13 protein-coding genes are annotated in these 18,726 nt (G+C 46.7%); 7 read left to right on the top strand and 6 right to left on the bottom strand.

Features of this window, described 5'->3' with window-relative positions; all coding sequences use genetic code 11:
* The first annotated feature begins 72 nt into the window (after positions 1-72).
* The 3 genes from F0145_RS22605 to F0145_RS22595 all read left to right on the top strand — a co-directional run bounded on the left by F0145_RS22605 (position 73) and on the right by F0145_RS22595 (position 2,612).
* Positions 73-1,050 (top strand): Kelch repeat-containing protein, encoded by a 978-nt coding sequence (locus F0145_RS22605; protein WP_150092276.1) that lies wholly within the window; start codon positions 73-75, stop codon positions 1,048-1,050.
* Positions 1,051-1,237: 187 nt separating this feature from the next.
* On the top strand, positions 1,238-2,176 hold the full coding sequence (locus F0145_RS22600) for a polysaccharide deacetylase family protein (RefSeq protein ID WP_150092274.1): 939 nt from the start codon (positions 1,238-1,240) through the stop codon (positions 2,174-2,176).
* A 10-nt stretch (positions 2,177-2,186) separates the two neighbouring features.
* Positions 2,187-2,612 carry a PH domain-containing protein gene (locus F0145_RS22595; protein ID WP_150092272.1) on the top strand — a complete coding sequence of 142 codons (426 nt, stop codon included), beginning with the start codon at positions 2,187-2,189 and terminating at the stop codon, positions 2,610-2,612.
* 531 nt (positions 2,613-3,143) lie between these two features.
* Here the strand turns inward: F0145_RS22595 and glgB are convergent.
* From glgB to F0145_RS22580, 3 genes are all read right to left on the bottom strand, one after another.
* Entirely contained in the window at positions 3,144-5,093 is a 1,950-nt protein-coding gene (gene glgB, locus F0145_RS22590) for a 1,4-alpha-glucan branching protein GlgB (protein ID WP_150092310.1), read from the bottom strand.
* 238 nt (positions 5,094-5,331) lie between these two features.
* Positions 5,332-8,661 carry a maltose alpha-D-glucosyltransferase gene (gene treS / locus F0145_RS22585; RefSeq protein WP_150092270.1) on the bottom strand — a complete coding sequence of 1,110 codons (3,330 nt, stop codon included), beginning with the start codon at positions 8,659-8,661 and terminating at the stop codon, positions 5,332-5,334.
* Positions 8,662-8,685: 24 nt separating this feature from the next.
* On the bottom strand, positions 8,686-10,686 hold the full coding sequence (locus tag F0145_RS22580; RefSeq protein WP_150092268.1) for an alpha-1,4-glucan--maltose-1-phosphate maltosyltransferase: 2,001 nt from the start codon (positions 10,684-10,686) through the stop codon (positions 8,686-8,688).
* Positions 10,687-11,082: 396 nt separating this feature from the next.
* On the opposite strand from F0145_RS22580, the gene F0145_RS22575 reads away from it, so the two are divergent.
* The 4 genes from F0145_RS22575 to F0145_RS22560 all read left to right on the top strand — a co-directional run bounded on the left by F0145_RS22575 (position 11,083) and on the right by F0145_RS22560 (position 15,451).
* Positions 11,083-12,474 carry an ATP-binding protein gene (locus tag F0145_RS22575; RefSeq protein ID WP_150092266.1) on the top strand — a complete coding sequence of 464 codons (1,392 nt, stop codon included), beginning with the start codon at positions 11,083-11,085 and terminating at the stop codon, positions 12,472-12,474.
* Between the two features lie 161 nt (positions 12,475-12,635).
* Positions 12,636-14,297 (top strand): FAD-dependent oxidoreductase, encoded by a 1,662-nt coding sequence (locus tag F0145_RS22570; RefSeq protein ID WP_150092264.1) that lies wholly within the window; start codon positions 12,636-12,638, stop codon positions 14,295-14,297.
* Positions 14,298-14,374: 77 nt separating this feature from the next.
* On the top strand, positions 14,375-14,653 hold the full coding sequence (locus F0145_RS22565) for a UBP-type zinc finger domain-containing protein (protein WP_150092262.1): 279 nt from the start codon (positions 14,375-14,377) through the stop codon (positions 14,651-14,653).
* Positions 14,654-14,890: 237 nt separating this feature from the next.
* Positions 14,891-15,451 carry a YcxB family protein gene (locus F0145_RS22560; RefSeq protein WP_150092260.1) on the top strand — a complete coding sequence of 187 codons (561 nt, stop codon included), beginning with the start codon at positions 14,891-14,893 and terminating at the stop codon, positions 15,449-15,451.
* Between the two features lie 131 nt (positions 15,452-15,582).
* Here F0145_RS22560 and F0145_RS22555 read toward each other — a convergent pair whose 3' ends face one another.
* From F0145_RS22555 to F0145_RS22545, 3 genes are all read right to left on the bottom strand, one after another.
* Complete coding sequence (locus F0145_RS22555) at positions 15,583-17,370, bottom strand: glycoside hydrolase family 15 protein (protein ID WP_150092258.1); 1,788 nt, start codon at positions 17,368-17,370, stop codon at positions 15,583-15,585.
* 437 nt (positions 17,371-17,807) lie between these two features.
* Entirely contained in the window at positions 17,808-18,059 is a 252-nt protein-coding gene (locus tag F0145_RS22550; RefSeq protein ID WP_150092256.1) for a hypothetical protein, read from the bottom strand.
* A gap of 135 nt (positions 18,060-18,194) precedes the next feature.
* Entirely contained in the window at positions 18,195-18,479 is a 285-nt protein-coding gene (locus F0145_RS22545; RefSeq protein WP_150092254.1) for a SelT/SelW/SelH family protein, read from the bottom strand.
* Positions 18,480-18,726 lie beyond the last annotated feature (247 nt).

The raw sequence follows: 18,726 nt of genomic DNA, 5'->3' as shown, positions 1-18,726 counted from the left end.
TGTAAATGAGAGAAGAGTATTACCTTTGGGTTTAATTAAATCTAGAATCTGTACTAAAAAATCTTTCTAACAATGAGAAAGCCCATTTTACTAGCCAGTTTGTTTTTTAGCTTGGTGTTGGTAAGTTTTTATGCCAAAAACGCCCTACAGTGGCGTATGGTAACTGGTACCAACGAACCGGTGCCCCGCCACGAAAACGCTTTTGCCCAAGCAGGCGATAAATTATTTTTACTCGGTGGCCGCAATAAATTATTTGTGGAGGCTTACGACCTGAAAAAGCAAACCTGGGAAAAAATGGCCGAAGCCCCGCTGGAAATGCACCACTTTCAGGCCATCACTTTTAAAAACGAAATTTACGTACTGGGTGCCCTTACCGGTAAATATCCGCACGAAACCCCTATTCCGCGCATTTATATTTTTAATCCGCAGCAAAACAAGTGGCGCGCTGGGGCCGACATACCCGAAAACCGGCGGCGGGGTTCGGCCGGGGCAATGGTTTACAATAACAAAATATACTTAGTAGGCGGCATTACCGACGGACACTGGGACGGCCACGTAACCTGGTTTGATGAATACGACCCGGCAACAAATAAATGGCGAATATTGCCCGATGCACCGCAGGCGCGCGATCACGTGTCGGTGGCGGTAGCTAACGGGCAAATGGTAGTAGCCGGCGGTAGGCGTTCTACTGCCAAAATCGGCAAAGTGCTGGATCTAACCATTCCGGAAGTAGATATTTTTGATTTTAAAAGTAATAAATGGCGCACTTTACCCGCCGCTCAAAATATTCCTACCCAGCGGGCCGGCAACTCGGCGGTAACTTTAGGTAGCAAAATATTAATTATTGGCGGTGAAAGCCCGCAGAAATTAGCGCATAACCAAACCGAAGCCTTTGATGTGAAAACCCAAACCTGGACTACGCTGGCACCGATGCAAACCGGCCGGCACGGTACCGGTGCCGTGGTTTACAAAGGTAAAGTATATACCGCGGCCGGCTCCGCTAACCAGGGTGGTGGTCCCGAGCTGAATACCATGGAAGTGCTGGAGTAACAAAATAGCTTTAGCCAAAGCAAAATAATTTTAAATGCTTTTGGTGTTTGCTGCATTACAATGTTGAAAAATTTATCTGGGGCAGCTCTTGTAGGCTGCCCTTAATTTTTATTAATTCCGATAATATTTTTACGCCCAATCCACGCGCGAAAGTGGCCGTAACCTTACTTAATTTCTTTTATCGTACATGCAGTTTACCCTTTGCCCCAACCGGCCGTTTACCCGTTTTACTTTAATATTTTTTGCTGTATTTTTTCTAATTGTTAGTTGTTCAGAACCTGCCCAACAAACTGAAAATACTGCCGCATCCCAAGAAGCTAGTAATATTCAAACAGTATCAGCGTCGGAACCTAAAGCCGAAACGCCTGCTCCTGAAGGTACAAATATTAGCGATGCACTAGCCGCATCGGAAACCAAAGTAGCCGATGCCGCCACTATCCTGGCCCGGAAGCAAGTGCCTATTTTGTGTTATCACCAAATCCGTAACTGGACCAACCGCGATTCTAAATCGGCGAAAGATTATATTGTGCCGGAAGAAACATTCCGGGCGCAGCTAAAAATGCTCTACGACAGTGGTTACCAAACCATTTTGCCAGATCAGCTTTATGCGTATTTAACTACCGGTGCCCCGCTGCCGCCCAAGCCCATCATGCTTACCTTCGACGATACCGACCTGGACCAATTTACGGTGGCGGCGCCCACCATGCAGCAATACGGTTTTAAAGGCGTATTTTTTATCATGACGGTATCGTTAGGCCGGCCGCGCTACATGACCCGGGCGCAGGTAAAAGAATTAGCCGATGCCGGCCACGTAATTGGCTCGCACACCTGGGATCATCAGAACGTGAAAAAATTGAAAGGCCAGGATTGGGTAACCCAAATAGATAAACCCACCGAACAACTAAAAGCCATAACAGGTAAAGAAATTAAATACTTTGCTTATCCGTTTGGTTTATGGAGCCCCGAAGTTATTCCGGAACTGAAAAAACGTGGTTTTACCGCGGCCTTTCAGTTATCGACCAAGCGCGATCCGGAAGAACCGCTTTTTACCATCCGCCGGACCATCGCCAGCGGGTATTGGAGCCCAGGTACGTTGCATAACACGATGCTGGAAAGATTTAAGTAGAATAATTGCGATGACTGCCCCAAACCACAACCGCGTTTATTATTCCAAAATAAGCTGGAGCTTGTTAAGTTTTGTGGTAGTGGCGTTTGCCGCACCTTTAATATTAATGCTGGTACAAGGGCAGTGGGTTGGTTTGGCCATTCTATTGGGCGTAAGTTTATTGCCTTTTTCCATTTATTGGCGAACCTGCTACGAGATCCGGGAAAATCAATTGCTAATTACCTGTGGCATTTTGTATAAGCAAAAGATAGATATTGGCCGCATTCGGAGCCTTCGTGATTCAGACACTATGCTTTCTTCGCCGGCGCTGTCTTTAGATCGCCAGGAAATAAAATATAATACTTACGACGAGGTGTTTATTTCCTTAAAAGATGAGGATAAGGAGCAATTTTACGCTACTATCAAACAGCTCAACCCCGGCGTGCAGTTGCTTTAATTGACTGTGCTAAACTTGTTTTCGGTAATAATATCTATGAAGCTATCAAGCATTTGGATAATTGGAGAAAACCGTTGTTCTTGCTGCGTGTTTGCACCAGCAAGCAGCAAGGGAACGAGCTTTATAATTGGCGGTGATAATACTACCAATGGCGTTAAATTTTCTTCTAAACACAAATACTAACCAGCTTCTATTTCTGCTTAACCAGTAAACCGGTTCGTACACTACCTTTTCAGATAACATTATACTATTATCAATTAATTTATACGCTTAAATTATTGTAGTCATGTTTAGCTTATCGAAATAGCTAAAATGGTTTTTATAATGCTGTTATAGATCCTTCGACAAGCTCAGGATGACCCCTGATTCAATTTATAAGACATAGTAGGTTAATCGTATGTGTTAAACTATTTTATTCCAAATACCCTGAAATATAAGGTAACTAGTCTTACTTGTTTAGCTATTAAAACAGTAAAAGCCAGGAATCTTAACTCCTGGCTTTTACTGTTTTAAATATTTTAATAGTTGGATTTACTCCGGATTATTATCTAGCTTATAATACGTTACCGCCAGCGGTGGCACATCCAGAATTAAGGAGTAAGGTCGGTTGTGGTACGGAATTGGGCGGCTCCAGAAACACGCGTATTCTAAGCCGCTGCCCCGGTAATTTTGGGCATCCGAATTAAATATTTCGGTCCAGGCACCTTTTACGGGTACTCCAACCCGATAATTTTGCTGTACTACCGGCGTAAAGTTGCACACCACCAAAATCATATCTTTTCCCGATTTTCCTTTCCGGATAAAGCTGATAACGCTGTTGGTGGCATCGTTCATATCTACCCATTCAAAACCCTGCGGATCGAAGCCTAGTTCATGGAGCGCGGGTTCCTGTTTATATAGGCCATTTAATTCCCGCACCAGTTGCTGTACGCCTTTGTGGTAGCTGCCATCGTGTACCAGGTGCCATTGCAGGCTGCTATCGTGGTTCCACTCGGCCAGTTGCCCAAACTCCAGGCCCATAAACAAAAGTTTGGCGCCCGGGTGGGCATACATATAACCGTACAACAGGCGCAGGTTGGCAAATTTCTGCCATTCGTCACCGGGCATTTTGTTTACAATAGAACCTTTGCCGTGTACCACTTCGTCGTGCGAGAGCGGCAGCATAAAATGTTCGGTAAAGGCGTAGTGGATGCTAAAGGTAATCTGGCCCTGGTGGTAGCTGCGGTAAACCGGTTCCAACGCCAGGTACCGGAGCGTATCGTTCATCCAGCCCATCATCCATTTCATATCGAAGCCTAAGCCACCTACCGGAACCGGTTGGGTAACCATGGGCCAGGCCGTAGATTCTTCAGCAATGGTAATTACCTCCGGATATACGGCCTCCACTGCCTCGTTAAATTCCCGCAAAAACTGAATAGCTTCCAGGTTCTCCCGTCCGCCAAACTCATTCGGAATCCACTCGCCGGCTTTTCGCGAATAATCGAGGTACAGCATGGAAGCCACTGCATCTACCCGCAAACCATCTATATGAAATTCCTCCAGCCAGAACAAGGCATTAGAAATCAAGAAAGATTTTACTTCGTTCCGGCCAAAGTTGAAAATAGAACTCTTCCAATCGGGGTGAAAGCCTTTGCGCTCGTCGGCGTGTTCGTACAGGTGCGTACCATCAAAAAAGGCCAGCCCGTGCTGGTCAGTCGGGAAGTGGGAGGGAACCCAGTCCAGGATAACCCCAATACCCGCCTGGTGCAGCTTATCGATGAGGTATTTAAAATCCTGCGGGGTGCCAAACCGGCTTGAAGGGGCAAAGTACCCGGTTATCTGGTAACCCCACGAACCGTAAAAAGGGTGCTCCATTACCGGCATAAACTCTACGTGGGTATAACCCATGTACGTTACATAGCCCACCAGTTGGTCGGCAATTTCGCGGTAAGTAAGGTGGCGGTTACCTTCTTCAGGAACCCGCCGCCACGAACCCAGGTGCACCTCATAAACCGAGTAAGGTTTATCCTGGCCGGTGGTTTTACTTTTCCGGTTTTGCATCCACTCCTGATCTTGCCACTCGTAGCTGCTTTCCCACACTACTGATGCCGTGCGGGGTGGCGTTTCGGCAAAAAAGGCGTACGGATCTGCTTTTTCTACGGTGAAATGGTCGTGCTTCGATCGGATGAAATATTTGTAAGCCGTACCCTGACCTACACCTGGCACAAAGGTTTCCCAGATACCCGACCCATCCCAGCGCGCGTGCATCGGGTAACTATAATGATCCCAGAAGTTGAAATCGCCAATAACCGAAACCTGCTCGGCGTTGGGCGCCCACACGGCAAAAAACGTACCTTTTACGCCCCGGTGCTCGCCTACGTGCGCGCCTAGTTTGTTGTACAGGCTATAGTGGCGCCCTTCCCGCAACAGGTGAATATCAAAATCGGTGAGTAAACTCGAAAAACCGCTATCTGTTTCCTGGTCAGCCGGAGCTTCTGCCATAACTGGAACTTCGCTGCCAACTTCCAAAATATTCGTTACAAAATCTGCCAGTTTGCGGCGCACGCCACCTTTTTTAACGGGTGGCGTTTCTCCGGCCGGTGGTAGCTCCGCCGGTGCTGGCGGCGGCAGGGCGGCATCCAGTTTTTTGCTTCGACCGGTGCTTCTAGGCTTTTTAATCGGATTTAAATCAGGCCCGGTACCTGGGCTGCCCAGGTTTTCTGGATTCTCAAAGTTCTCGTTATCTATCGCCATCTAAGTGCCTCCTCATAATATACTTGATGCCTCTGATTGGGATGGAAACCCAATCCGGCCGGTTATTTAATTCATAATTCAATTCGTAGATCGCTTTCTCCAGCAAGTAGGTCTGAATTAGAATATCCAGGTGCCGCTTTTCTGCCGGAATAAAATCGCTGCCTTTTACAGTGTTTAGGTAAGCATCGAGGTAGAACCCGCTAATGTAGTGGTACCATTGTTCGGCCCAGTTTTCCAGCACGGCCATATCTTCTTTGCGCACGCCTTGTAGTTGGAACAGAGCATTGTAAGCGGCATAATGGAAGGAGCGAATCATGCCGGCAACATCGCGCAACGGTGAGCGCTTAAGCCGGCGTTCGCTAAAGGCACGGGCCGGTTCTCCCTCAAAATCAATAATCATGAAATCTTTGCCCGTAAACAGCACCTGACCCAGGTGATAATCGCCATGCATCCTGATTTTCATGGTGGTTATTTTTTCGGCAAATATTTCTTTCAGCACCTCCAGAATATTGTTTTTCATGCCCATTATTTCCTGCGCCTCTACCCTAACCGATTCTGGTAACTTCTTTAGGTTTTTATCCAGGCTTTGGAACGTGCTGCGCACCAACGAAGTGAAAGAAGAATACATGGATCGCTGATAATGCAACGAGAAAGGCTCTGGATCAAAATCAGGGGTTTGCGGACTGGCGTTCAGGGCCAGGTGCATCTGGCCGGTGCGTTGCCCCAGCAGGTTTACCCGCTCTACGTAAGCGCCGCCCAATATAGTTTGGTATTCTTCCGGAACCTGGTCGAAAGTAGCCGGCTCCGATAGGCTTCCCAGGGTTGGTGGCAAATTTTGGAGATTTCCCTGCGCCACCACTCTATCAAAATAGCGTTTCAGCGATTCGCCAAAATAAGCCCAGGCATCTCCCTGATTCGGTACCAACTCCTGCATCATGCCCAGCACCATAGAAGGTCCGTTACCTTGTTTCAGTTCGATGGCTCCTATAAATTTAGGTACCTGCTCAAACTGGGCTACTTCGGTCAGGAAGCGGGTAATTTCTAAATCCGGGTTAATGACACTATCGAGTTTCCGGTAAAGCTTCATAAAATAAGCATTCTCAAAAACTATCGACGTGTTGCTTTGCTCGGCGCTCAACACTTTGGAGTTAACCGTATCACCGGCTTTTTTAATATTATCCTGCACATACAGGTTCAGTTCGCCCGAATCGGCTTTTATTTTTCTCCGTTTGGCCATAAGCTCGAACAAGGCTCCCCGGAAAGTGCTGCTGTAAACCGCATCGTACAAATAGCCCCGCCGTCCACCAACCGATATAGCCGCAATAATGCTCTGCGGACAGGTATTGCGCAGATCTTGTTCCTCTGTTTGTTCGACGAATGAAACCGGTAACTGGTAAAGTTCGGGCAACCCTTCGTTGTAATTCACCCGAATAATAAGGAAACCGGCATTCTCGTTTTTGAGCTGAATAGGCACGTGGTGTACTACCTCCATTTTCTGAATTACCCGCGCCTTGCCACCAAACCACCGGCACTTCCGGAAATAATTAGGGAATGCTTTATCCAGGAGTACCTGTTGCCGGCGTCCGGAAAACATATCTTCCCAATTTTTAACTTCCAGCGCCAGCGGTGCATCATCGGCTCCTATCTGTTCATCTACCTGTTGTTTTTCCAGCAAGAGCCAATAAAATCCGTAAGGGCCAACCGTAAAAAGGTAAGGATCGCTTTTAATCTCTGGGAATTTATTCTGGCTGAAAAGTTCTTTTGGAACGAAGTTCTCGTAACCTTCCAAGGGTAGTTCGGCAGCTTCGGAATACCGCGATAAATTGGCAATTACCAAAATAGTTTGGTCTTCGTAGGTGCGCAGATAAGACAATACCTTGGCGTTAGAAGAATTTAGGAATTTAATATCGCCCCGGCTAAAAGCCTGGTATTGCTTGCGCATGGCAATAATGCGCTTCATCCACCAGAGCAGCGAATTAGTGTTTTTCTGTTGGTTTTCTACGTTCACCGATTCGTACTGGTATTCGGGGTCGATGATAACGGGCAGGTATAACCGTTGCGGGTTAGCTTTGGAAAAACCGGCATTCCGGTCGGGGGTCCATTGCATAGGTGTACGCACGCCGTCGCGGTCGCCGAGGTAAAAGTTATCGCCCATGCCAATTTCATCGCCGTAATAAATAACGGGTGTACCTGGCATCGAAAACAAGAGCGAGTTCATTAACTCTATTTTACTGCGGTTATTATCGAGCAGGGGCGCTAAACGGTGCCGGATACCCAGGTTAATTTTAGCCAGCGGATCTTTGGTGTACACTTTGTACATATAATCCCGCTCCTCGTCGGTTACCATTTCCAGGGTAAGCTCGTCGTGGTTGCGCAAAAACATAGCCCACTGGCAATTTTCCGGAATGGCCGGCGTCTGGTCAATAATATCTGTAATAGGGTAGCGGTCTTCCATCTTCACGGCCATAAACATGCGCGGCATAATGGGGAAGTGGTAGTTCATGTGGCACTCGTCGCCGTCGCCAAAATAAGCCGCCGAATCTTCGGGCCACATATTGGCTTCGGCCAGCAACATTTTGCCCGGAAAATTTTTATCTACGTGAGCCCGCACTTTTTTCAGGAACTCGTGGGTTTGGGGCAGGTTTTCGCAGTTGGTACCTTCGCGCTCAAACAGGTAAGGCACGGCATCGAGCCGGAAACCATCTACGCCCATGTTCAGCCAGAAATCCAGTACCTTAAACACTTCTTCCTGCACCTTTGGGTTATCAAAGTTCAGGTCGGGCTGGTGATGAAAAAAACGGTGCCAGTAATATTGGCCGGCTACAGTGTCGTAAGTCCAGTTAGAAGCCTCGTAATCTTTAAAAATTATTCGTACTTCGTTGTATTTATTCGGGTCATCGGTCCAGACGTAATAATCGCGTTGTACGGAGCCCTTTTTAGCCCGGCGGGCCCGTTGGAACCAGGGGTGTTGCTCAGAAGTGTGGTTCAGCACCAGTTCGGTAATTACTTTAAGCCCGCGCTGATGCGCTTCTTTCATAAACCGTTTAAACTGCGAAACATCGCCGTAAGACGGATTAATGCTGTAATAATCGGCAATGTCGTAGCCATCGTCGCGTAGCGGCGAAGGGTAGAAGGGCAGCAGCCAGATAGCCGTTACGCCTAAATCTTCGAGATAATCGAGTTTTTCCAGCAGCCCCTCAAAATCCCCGATGCCGTCGCCGTTGCTGTCGCGGAAGGCCTTAATGTGGAGTTCATAAATGATAGCGTCCTTGTACCAGAGTAACTGGCCGTCCGTGTTCACCTTATTTTTTGCCATATATGATTTTGTTTTCAGCTTAGATTAAAAAGAATTAAACTGGTCTTGCGGCTGTTTCTGAGCCGGGCGGATGGCCGAATATTCTACCCGGAACACATGGGCCGGGAATAAATAAGGATTCAGCTCTACAAAATTCCACTCGCCTTGCCACTGGTATTTGGCCCCGCCAATCAGGTCGTGTACCCAGTAAGGCTTATCGTCCGGAATGCCCAGTTGTTTAAGCGGTATTTTTACCATGCTTTTCTGCGTGTTCTGGTAATCCAGGTTAACCACAGTAATTAATTGGTTCGAGAAATCAGCCGTGGTTTTGCCGTAGCACAGCATATTGGGGTTGTCGGCCTCCCCAAAAATAATATTGTTGGTTTCCTGCAAGGCCGGATTTTCGCGCCGGATGGTGTTCACCAACTTAATAAACTCGCCAATACGGGTTTCCTGTTGCCAGTTCCAGTGCTTTACCTCGTATTTCTCCGAGTCTAAATATTCTTCCTTGCCCGGCACCGGATCATTAATTCCGAACTCGTACACCGGACCATATAAGCCGTAGTTCGACGACAAAGTGCCGGCTAATATTAACCGCTGAATAAAGGCCGGTTCGCCACCTTTTACCAAGTGCGGCGGCAATATATCGGGGGTGTTGGGCCAGAAGTTAGGCCGGTAATAATATTGCCGGTCGGTTTTGGTAAGCTCCGTTAAATATTCTTTAAAGTCTTCCTGGGTTTCGCGCCAGGTAAAATACGTGTACGATTGGTTAAAGCCTATTTTGCCCAGTTGCTCCATAATACGCGGACGGGTAAAAGCTTCGGCCAGAAATATTAATTCGGGATGTTCCCGGCGGGTTTCCCGGATAAGCCATTCCCAGAAAGGAAACGGTTTGGTATGCGGATTATCGACCCGGAAAATAGTAACGCCCTGCGCTACCCAATAATCCACGATGCTTTTCAGCTCCTGCCACAAATTTTCCCAATCATCGTTTTCGAAATTAATGGGCAATATATCCTGGTATTTTTTAGGCGGATTTTCGGCGTATTGCACAGTGCCATCGGGCCGCCACTTAAACCATTGCGGGTGCTCTTTTACATAAGGGTGGTCGGGCGCACACTGTAAGGCTAAATCCATGGCTATTTCTATGCCCAAATCTTTGGCTTGCTGCACCAGTTGCCGGAAATCTTCTACAGTACCCAACTCCGGATGAATGGCTTTGTGTCCGCCTTCTTCGGCACCAATGGCCCACGGCGAACCCGGATCGCCGGGGTTAGCCGTAGTAGAGTTGTTCAGCCCTTTGCGGTGGTTGCGGCCAATGGGGTGCACCGGCGGAAAATATAACACATCGAACCCCATTTCGGCAACGCGCGGCAGCAGCCTTGCGCAATCCTGAAAAGTGCCGTGCTTGCCGGGCTCCTGCGCCGCCGACCGCGGAAAAAACTCGTACCAGGTGCTAAACTGCGCTCTTTTGCGCTCTACCTCTATGGTATTAAGCTTGTGGTAGGTGGTGGCGTTGCTCCGGTCGCCGTGAAGGTACATAAGTTCGGTTACTTCGGGGCTCAAACCCAGCATCACGGCCGCCGGACCAGTTAGTTTTTTCAGAGAGTTGGCGGTAGCGGTTAGCTTTTTGGCGGCATTGGGCTCGGCGGTAGCCGCCGCTTCCTGCAGCAGTTGCACCCCAATCAGAATTTCAACGGAAATATCCTGTTCGGCTTCAAACTTCTTTTTCAGGGAATATTGCCAGGTGCCAAAATGGTCTATCCAACCCCGCACCGTATATTCGTATGGGCCTAATTCGTCTGGTGTAAAAGTGGCTTCCCAATGGTCGTTAAGTTTAAATTCCATGGGCACCTCCTGCCAGTTTTGGTGGCCCTGCCGCCGGAAAAGCACAATTACTTTTATTACATCGTGGCCATCCGCGAAAACATCCGCCGAAATATTAATTTTTTGTCCGAGCACTGATTTAACCATATATTGGCTACAGCCTATTTCGGGGGAGACATTTTGGATGACAACTCGTTGTTTTCCTGCAAAATCTATCATAGGTACGCGTAAGGATTTACGATAATGGGAAAAATATGAAGTGGATAAGGCGGTAGTTATGGTAGCGGTATTTAAGTTTACGCTTCTTAAATACCGCTACCATAACTACCGCCCTATATTTTATCCTGCCCTATTAAACGGGCGGTCTCCGTTAGGGTTGGATTAAAACGGGGTACTTGCGCCCCATTTGGATTTTTTTTGGGACCTTTTACAGAGATATTACGGCCACCGCTAACCTTACCTTGGTTGATTAGAATACTTTTAAGCTTTGTTTAAATTTTTGTTGGGTGAATATTTAGGGATTGGTATTGCAAATATTCCGCCTAACGAAAATAGCCGCTGCAAAATATTGGCCGGTTAATTACCCGGTTTTCGAAATAATTACCAACTTTAACTATGGCTGATTTTGATGTTGCTTATTTACAAGAGCTCCCGGTTTTTAAAAATATTCCGGGCGAACACGTGCAGTGGTTATTAAATACCGGCGAAATTCAGGCTTTAGCACCCGGCGAGGCGCTTTTTACCAAAGGCCAACCCTCTGATTATATGCACCTGATACTGGAAGGACAGATTAATATTAGCCTGGAGCAAAATGGTACTTATAAATATTTTGTATCGGTAAAGAAAGGAGAAGTTACGGGCGTATTGCCTTTTTCGCGGTTGCGGGCAGCGGCTGGGCAAGGCATAGCCGCGGTGCCTACCAAGGTGCTGTCGCTGCACCGGCAACACTTTCCGGAACTGGAACGGGTAAGCCCGGAACTGGTACAGGAGCTGGTGGGCATTATGACCGACCGCGTGCGGGATTTTACCCGCAGCCAGCAGCAAAACGAAAAACTCATGGCTTTGGGTAAACTTTCGGCTGGGCTGGCCCACGAATTAAATAACCCAGCGGCCGCTATTGTGCGAAGCTCTTCGGAATTGCTGCGCATTCACCACAACGTGCCCGAAAAGTTTAAGCGCATCATGACCATGCACGTTACGCCGGAGCAGGTAGATGCGGTAAACAATATTTTGTTAAGGGTAATAGCCGCGGACTTGCAAAGCAATTTAACTTTACTGGCGCGCAACAGCCTGGAAGACGAAATAATTGATTGGCTCGAAGAACAAGACGTACCGGATGGCTACGAACTCGCCGAAATATTGGTAGAATCGGGCGTTACACTAACGGATTTAGAAGCGATTAAAACTATTTTGGCGGGGAATAATTTGCCCGAAGTACTGGATTGGTTTGCCAATACCCTGAACACCGAAAAATTAATCTGCGACATACAGGCTTCGGCTAAACGGATTTCGGAATTGGTAAATGCGGTAAAAACGTACTCCCACATGGACCGGGGCCAGGACAAAGAAAAAACCGATTTACACCACGGCCTTAAGAGCACCCTCACCATGCTCACCCACAAACTAAAAGAAAAAAATATTCAGGTAGAGCAGGATTATCAGGCCAATCTGCCCCCAATAACCGCCTACGTGGGCGAGCTGAACCAGGTCTGGACTAACCTGATTGATAATGCCATTGATGCCCTGGCCGCCGGTGGCAAGCTGCGGCTAGCTACCCGGCAGGAAGGCAACAGTGTTAAAGTAACAGTTGCCGATAATGGTGCCGGCATTCCGGCCGATGTGCTTAACCGGATATTTGAGCCTTTTTATACCACCAAACCAGTGGGCAAAGGTACTGGCCTGGGCCTGGATATTGTAAATAAAATATTGCTGCACCACGATGCTTCTATAAAAGTGCAGTCGCAGCCCGGCAACACGGTATTTGAAGTTTGCTTTCCGGTAGCTTAAAAATTTAACAGTTAAAAAGAGCGTTGCCGCAGGAGGAAGCCGGTCCGTGAAATACAAAATACTTGTTTGTTCATAACCGCCATTTAGATTTCTTTACAACCAATATTACGATTTTAGCATAGCTTTACTTAAAATAATCCTTCAGGAGAAGATCTCTGATAATGAAACAACCCATCATTTTTGCCCTCGACGATGACGCACAGGTATTGAAGGCGCTGGTGCGCGACCTGCGTAACCAGTACCGGCAAGAATACAGAATTTTGCATACCACATCGGCCGTAGAAGCCCTGGCTAGTTTGCGGGAACTCAAAAACAAAGGCGAGGTAATTGCGCTTTTTATTTCGGACCAGCGCATGCCCGACATGCTGGGTGTTGATTTTTTAGAACAGGCCCGCACCGTTTACCCGGAAGCCAAACGCGTGTTGTTAACGGCTTACTCCGATACCGAAGCCGCCATTAAAGCCATAAACGAAGTGGGCCTGCACTATTATTTACTTAAGCCCTGGGACCCGCCCGAAGAAAAATTGTTTCCGGTTATTTCGGATTTACTCAGCGATTGGGAAGCCAATTATATTCCGGATTACGAAGGCATTAAAGTTATTGGGTACCAGTGGTCGCCGAAGTCGCATGAGCTAAAAGATTTTTTATCGGGTAATTTATTTCCGTACCAATGGCTCGATTTTGAATTCGACGAAAAAGCAGCCGAACTAATCAGGCTTAACCAGATAGATCCTAAAGATTTGCCTGCTGTTTTTTTTGAAGATGGCTCTTTTTTAACGGGTACCGGTTTAGCGCCCATTGCCGAAAAGTTAGGCTTAAAAGCCCAGGCCCAAAACAATTTATACGATGTTGTAATTATTGGTGCTGGTCCGGCCGGGTTGGCGGCCGCCGTTTATGGAGCTTCCGAAGGTTTAAGAACCTTGTTAATCGAGCGGCGGGCACCCGGCGGCCAGGCTGGCACTAGTTCCCGCATCGAAAATTATTTGGGTTTCCCCACCGGTTTAAGTGGCGCCGATTTAACCCGCCGGGCTGTAACCCAGGCCACCCGTTTTGGTACCGAATTTTTATCGCCGCAGGAAGTAGTAGATATTAAAATTAAAGACAAATATAAACTGCTAACTCTGAGCAACGGCACCGAAATAAATGCTTTAAGCTTGGTTATAACCACCGGCGTAGATTATCGCCAGCTCGAAACACCTGGTATTGCCGAATTTACCGGGGCCGGTATTTATTACGGCGCGGCCATGACCGAAGCCCAGGCCTGCAAAAACAAACAGGTATATATAGTTGGCGGGGGCAACTCGGCGGGGCAGGCCGCCATGTACCTGGCCCAGTTTGCCAACCGGGTGCACCTGATTATTCGGCGCGAGGATTTAAGCGCCACCATGTCGCAGTACCTCATCGACCAGATTAAAGGCACCGCCAATATTGCTATTTTGCCGTGTACCGAAATAGCCGAAGCCAAGGGCAATGGCCGCCTGGCAGAACTGGTAATGAAACAAATAACCGATGGTACCCAACAAACGGTACCCGCCGACTCTCTGTTTATTTTTATTGGGGCTAAACCCTACACCGATTGGATTAAGATAAATATTATTAAAAACGCCAAAGGCTTTATTACCACCGGCCGCGATTTATTGCAACACGAAAACTACCGCAAGTTCTGGAAACTAGAGCGGGAACCATTTCTGCTGGAAACCTGCAGCCCCGGAATATTTGCCGCCGGCGACGTACGGGCCGGCGCCATGAACCGGGTTGCCTCGGCCGTTGGCGAAGGGGCCATGGCCATTAAGTTTGTGCACGAATATTTAGCGGAAATTTAGAATAAGCCCAAACCGACACCAATCACGCATCAGCCTTTAACCAAATAAAACAGAACCCCCTTAACCGGCTTAAAATTATGACTATAACCGCTAAAACCTGTATTCACCTGCCCCAAGATCAGGAAATAAAAAAAGCCACCGCGTACCAATGCGACGAATGTGTGGCTACCGGAAGTACCTGGGTGCACCTGCGTACCTGCCAAACCTGCGGCAAAACGCACTGCTGTGATTCTTCCCCTAACAAGCACGCCACCAAACATTACCACCGAACCGGCCACCCCGTGGTAACCTCCGCCGAGCCGCGCGAAGCTTGGGCCTGGTGTTATCCTGATAATTTATTTATGCCGTTGGAGTAGAAGTATAATGCAGTGGTTTTGACCTCCGTTTTCTCAAAGTATTATTAAGCCTTACAGACTAGCTGAAGACTTGTTGTTACCGGACCTACTAGTTACATTATTCTTAAATTGGTGGTAAGTATGCTATCTTAATCTGGAATTTTTGATATTTGGCAAGAAGATATAGGCTATCCTCTTTAATGCTTTTAAAATTAAAATAATTTGCTGTCAGAGCTTTATTCCGAATAAAAACATTTTATGACTATAGATTTTATGACTATAGAATATACCGTAACAGAGGAGGATTTTATGACTTATCAGCTATATATGGCAACTAAGTCGGAGGTAATAAAGAAAAGAAGGCAAAGAAATAAAATTTGGATTTCAATATTATATGTTGCCTTGGGAGTTGGGCTTTATTATAAAGATAATTCTCCCTTTGCTATAATATTTGTAATAATTGGGGTGCTCTGGTTTTTCTTTTATCCGGTTTATGAGAAGAAACGCTATTATAGGCATTACAAAAGCTTCTTTCGGGAAAATTTAAAAGAAAGATTGGGCAGATTAGCCACTTTAACTTTTACCGATGATTTTATTATGGTAAAAGAAAATGGAAGTGAAAGTAAACTATTAACCAAAGAAATAGAGGAAATATACGATATCCCCTCCATCTTCATTGTTAAATTAAAAATCGGTCAGGCTTATATACTACCAAAAAATCAAATTAAAGAAGTCGACTTATTGAAAACCAGACTGGAAGAGCTTGCCCGTTTTTTAAATATTCCGTACAGCATTGAGACCGAATGGGTATGGAAATAAAATTCAGCACCAGCCTTAAACAGTTTAATCTATTTGGTTAGCAGGTTAACAAAACCAATTAGCGGCGCCATCCAGACTAATAAATATCTTCAGGCACCGCTATGAACTTCATAAATCTATCTCTCTTAATCCTACAAAAAATTAGGCAAATCTATTTTCTTAGAAATGCGGTAGGCGGCGTTAACTAATCCTACGTGGCTGTAAGCCTGCGGAAAATTACCCCACTGGCTGCCGGTTTTGGCATCTACGTCTTCGCTGAGCAAACCCAGGTGATTGGTGTACTGCAATATTTTTTCAAATTCTCGCATGGCATCGTCTAAGCGGCCTACACAGGCCAGGGCCTCAATATACCAGAAAGAGCAAATCAGGAAAGTGGTTTCGGGTGTACCAAAATCGTCGGCGTGGCGGTAGCGGTAGAATAAGCCTTCGGGGGTTTTAAGTTCTTTTTCCAGGTTGCGCAGGTGGGTACGGGCTAGTTCGGAACTAGGGTCCAGGTAGCCCATCATAATGAGTTGCAGGGTGCTGGCATCTAAATATTTAGAACCGATGGCATTGGTATAAACGCCGCGTTCGCGGTCCTGGCACTCTTCTATCCGGGCGGCAGCTTCCTGGCGTAGCCGGTTGGCCAGTTTGGTCAGGGTATCGTCTTGTAAATATTGGCCTATTTTCCAGGCGGCGTTGGCACCGGCCCAATGAAATAAAAACGTATAGCAGTGCATTTGCTTCAGGTGCCGGAATTCCCACAAACCCGCATCGGCTTCATGTATGTATTGTTCGAGTTTGTTTACGGTGTGGTAAACCAGCTTAAGCGATTCTACCCGGCCGGCATCAATAAACCGACGGTCGACATACAACGGCAATAAGGCTACTAATACCTGCCCGTACACATCGTTCTGAATGTGGGTATAAGCATCGTTACCAATCCGGACGGGTTTATTACCCAGATATCCTTCTAAATCCAGTTCTTTTTCGGTTAGTTTGCTGGCACCGTTAATGGCGTACAACGGCTGAAAACGATCTTTGGCCTGTACCGATACATTGGCAATGTAATGGAAATATCGTTCCATTTCTTCGAAGTGGCCAATGTTGTTAAAGGCGGTTAAAATATAATAGCTGTCGCGCATCCAGCAGAAACGGTAATCCCAGTTACGGGTGCTGTGCGGTGCCTCGGGCAAACTGGTAGTACTGGCGGCAATAATAGCGCCGGTATCCTCGTACTGGTGAATTTTTAAGGCCAGCGCCGACCGGATAACCTGCGTTTGGTAATAATTACTGATACTGGTACTTTTTACCCAATTACGCCAGTAAGCAATGGTTTTTACCAGAAACGATTCGGCAGTATTAAGCAATGGCGCTTCCAAAGGTTCGCCAAAGGTAAGTACCAGGTATTTGGTTTCGTTTAAAACAAACGGAGTTTCGTCTATAATATACGTAAGCGATACATTGGTGGTAAGCCGCACGTGTTCTTCTAAACCCAGGTAAGTAATGTGATTGCTGCCTCTTACGTGGTCGGGTTGGATGCTGCCGTAATCGCCTACCGGGTTGCAGGTAACTTTTATGTGCGGCGTACCCGAAAGCGGCTCTATTTTGCGAATGAGCATAATGGGTTTAAAATAGCGCTCGCTGTGGTGAAAACGGGGCGCAAAATCGGTTACGCGGTAACGGCCGTGGGTATTTTCAATTTCGGTACACAGCACATTGGTATTTTCGATGTAATATTGGTTGCAACGAAAATGGGGGTCCGACGGACGAACCGAAAATTCACCGCCTTTTTTCTTATCGAGCAGGCTGCCAAAAATAAAACTGGAGTCGAAGCGGGGCCAGCACATCCAGGAAATATTGGTGTCTTTCCCGATTAATGCCAGGTACGCGCAATTTCCGATTACGCCGTAGTCATAAGTATGTTTACTGTTAGCCATCCGGTATGGTAAATAATTGAGGGTTTAAACGCTTGCCAGGTATAAGCAAAGTGTAATGTTGCGCTTTTACCCCAATTTATGCTTTTGAGTTGCTTTGTAGGCGTAAATAACTACCAGCGTGCAATTAGTACTGCGGTAAATGCAAACGGGCTGCCCGGCAGTAATTCATCAACTTAAACCACAAGTAAGCAGAAATAGGTAGTTATTTAATACAGCGCCAGAAGCCGACAGCGCTTATAGAGAAGAAAGCTAAATAGCCTTAGTCGAATAATAATTTGGCCCCACCCAAAAAGATAAATAGCCAGATAAGTCCTTTTATCAGGAAGAACAGGAACCCGGCAACTCCTAGTTTTTTCAGGTAGGTTTTAAACTTCGACATTAGCCTTTAAACGAGCAGCTAATTTAAATATTTTATCTTAATTCTGAAACTTCTGCCCTTAGGCGGCGGCGCGGGCTTCGGTAATAGCGGTTAGCAATTGCTCGTCGGAATAAGTTTCCAGCCAGTTGCGGTCTAGTTGCAGGCGTACGGTTTGGGCCCCGCCGTTGGGCGTACAAACTACCGGCACTTTTCCATCTTCGGTTTCTATGCGGTCGGCGGCTTCTTCAGCAGCTTCTTCTTTCAGGCCGCCAAAAGCCTGCACACAAACCCAATTGGTATTTTCCTGGTCGGTTACTTCTCGTTGTTGCATAAATAATTTAGGTAAAATATTACGTAGCCCTGTTCCGGGCCGAATAAGTTTGGGATTGAACGGCCGCAGCTTTTAAAAGTTATAAATATTTAGAAAGCTGCCGATGGCTGTTATTACAAACCAGGAACTTACCGTTTACACAGGTTCTTTCCGGTCGCTGTGGCCCAAGGGTTTATCGGGGGCAATGCGGTCGCGGATAAGTTGCTTTAGTTCTTTTGCTTCCGGAAAGCGGCCCGCTTCTTTGCGCGAATAAATTAACTCGCCGTTTAGCCGTACATCAAAAACGCCGCCGGTGCCGGGTACCAGGGCTACCTCGCCCATCTCGGTTTCAAAAGTGGTTAATATTTCCTGGGCCATCCAGGCTGCCCGCAGCAACCAGCGGCACTGGGTACAATAATTTATTTCTAAACGCGGATTCATAAATTTATTAGAACTAAAAAGCCTGAAAACTAAACAGCACCAAGTACGGCAATTTTCAGAATTAGGTAATGTTTAGTATTTTATAAATTATACCATCATAAAACGATTCTTACGCTTAGGTGTTTACTACTGGGTCATCCTGAGCCTGCCGAAGGATCTAATACAACCAAATAAAAGTAGATTCAGCTATTTCGACAAATTAAATAGACCAACTCTCCCAAAAATAGATGAATATAAACCTGAACAG

It is taken from the genome of Adhaeribacter rhizoryzae (assembly GCF_008629685.1).
Lineage (GTDB): Bacteria > Bacteroidota > Bacteroidia > Cytophagales > Hymenobacteraceae > Adhaeribacter > Adhaeribacter rhizoryzae.
The sequence above is the reverse complement of the archived record's forward strand: the minus strand, read 5'-3'. Positions and strand labels throughout refer to the sequence as shown.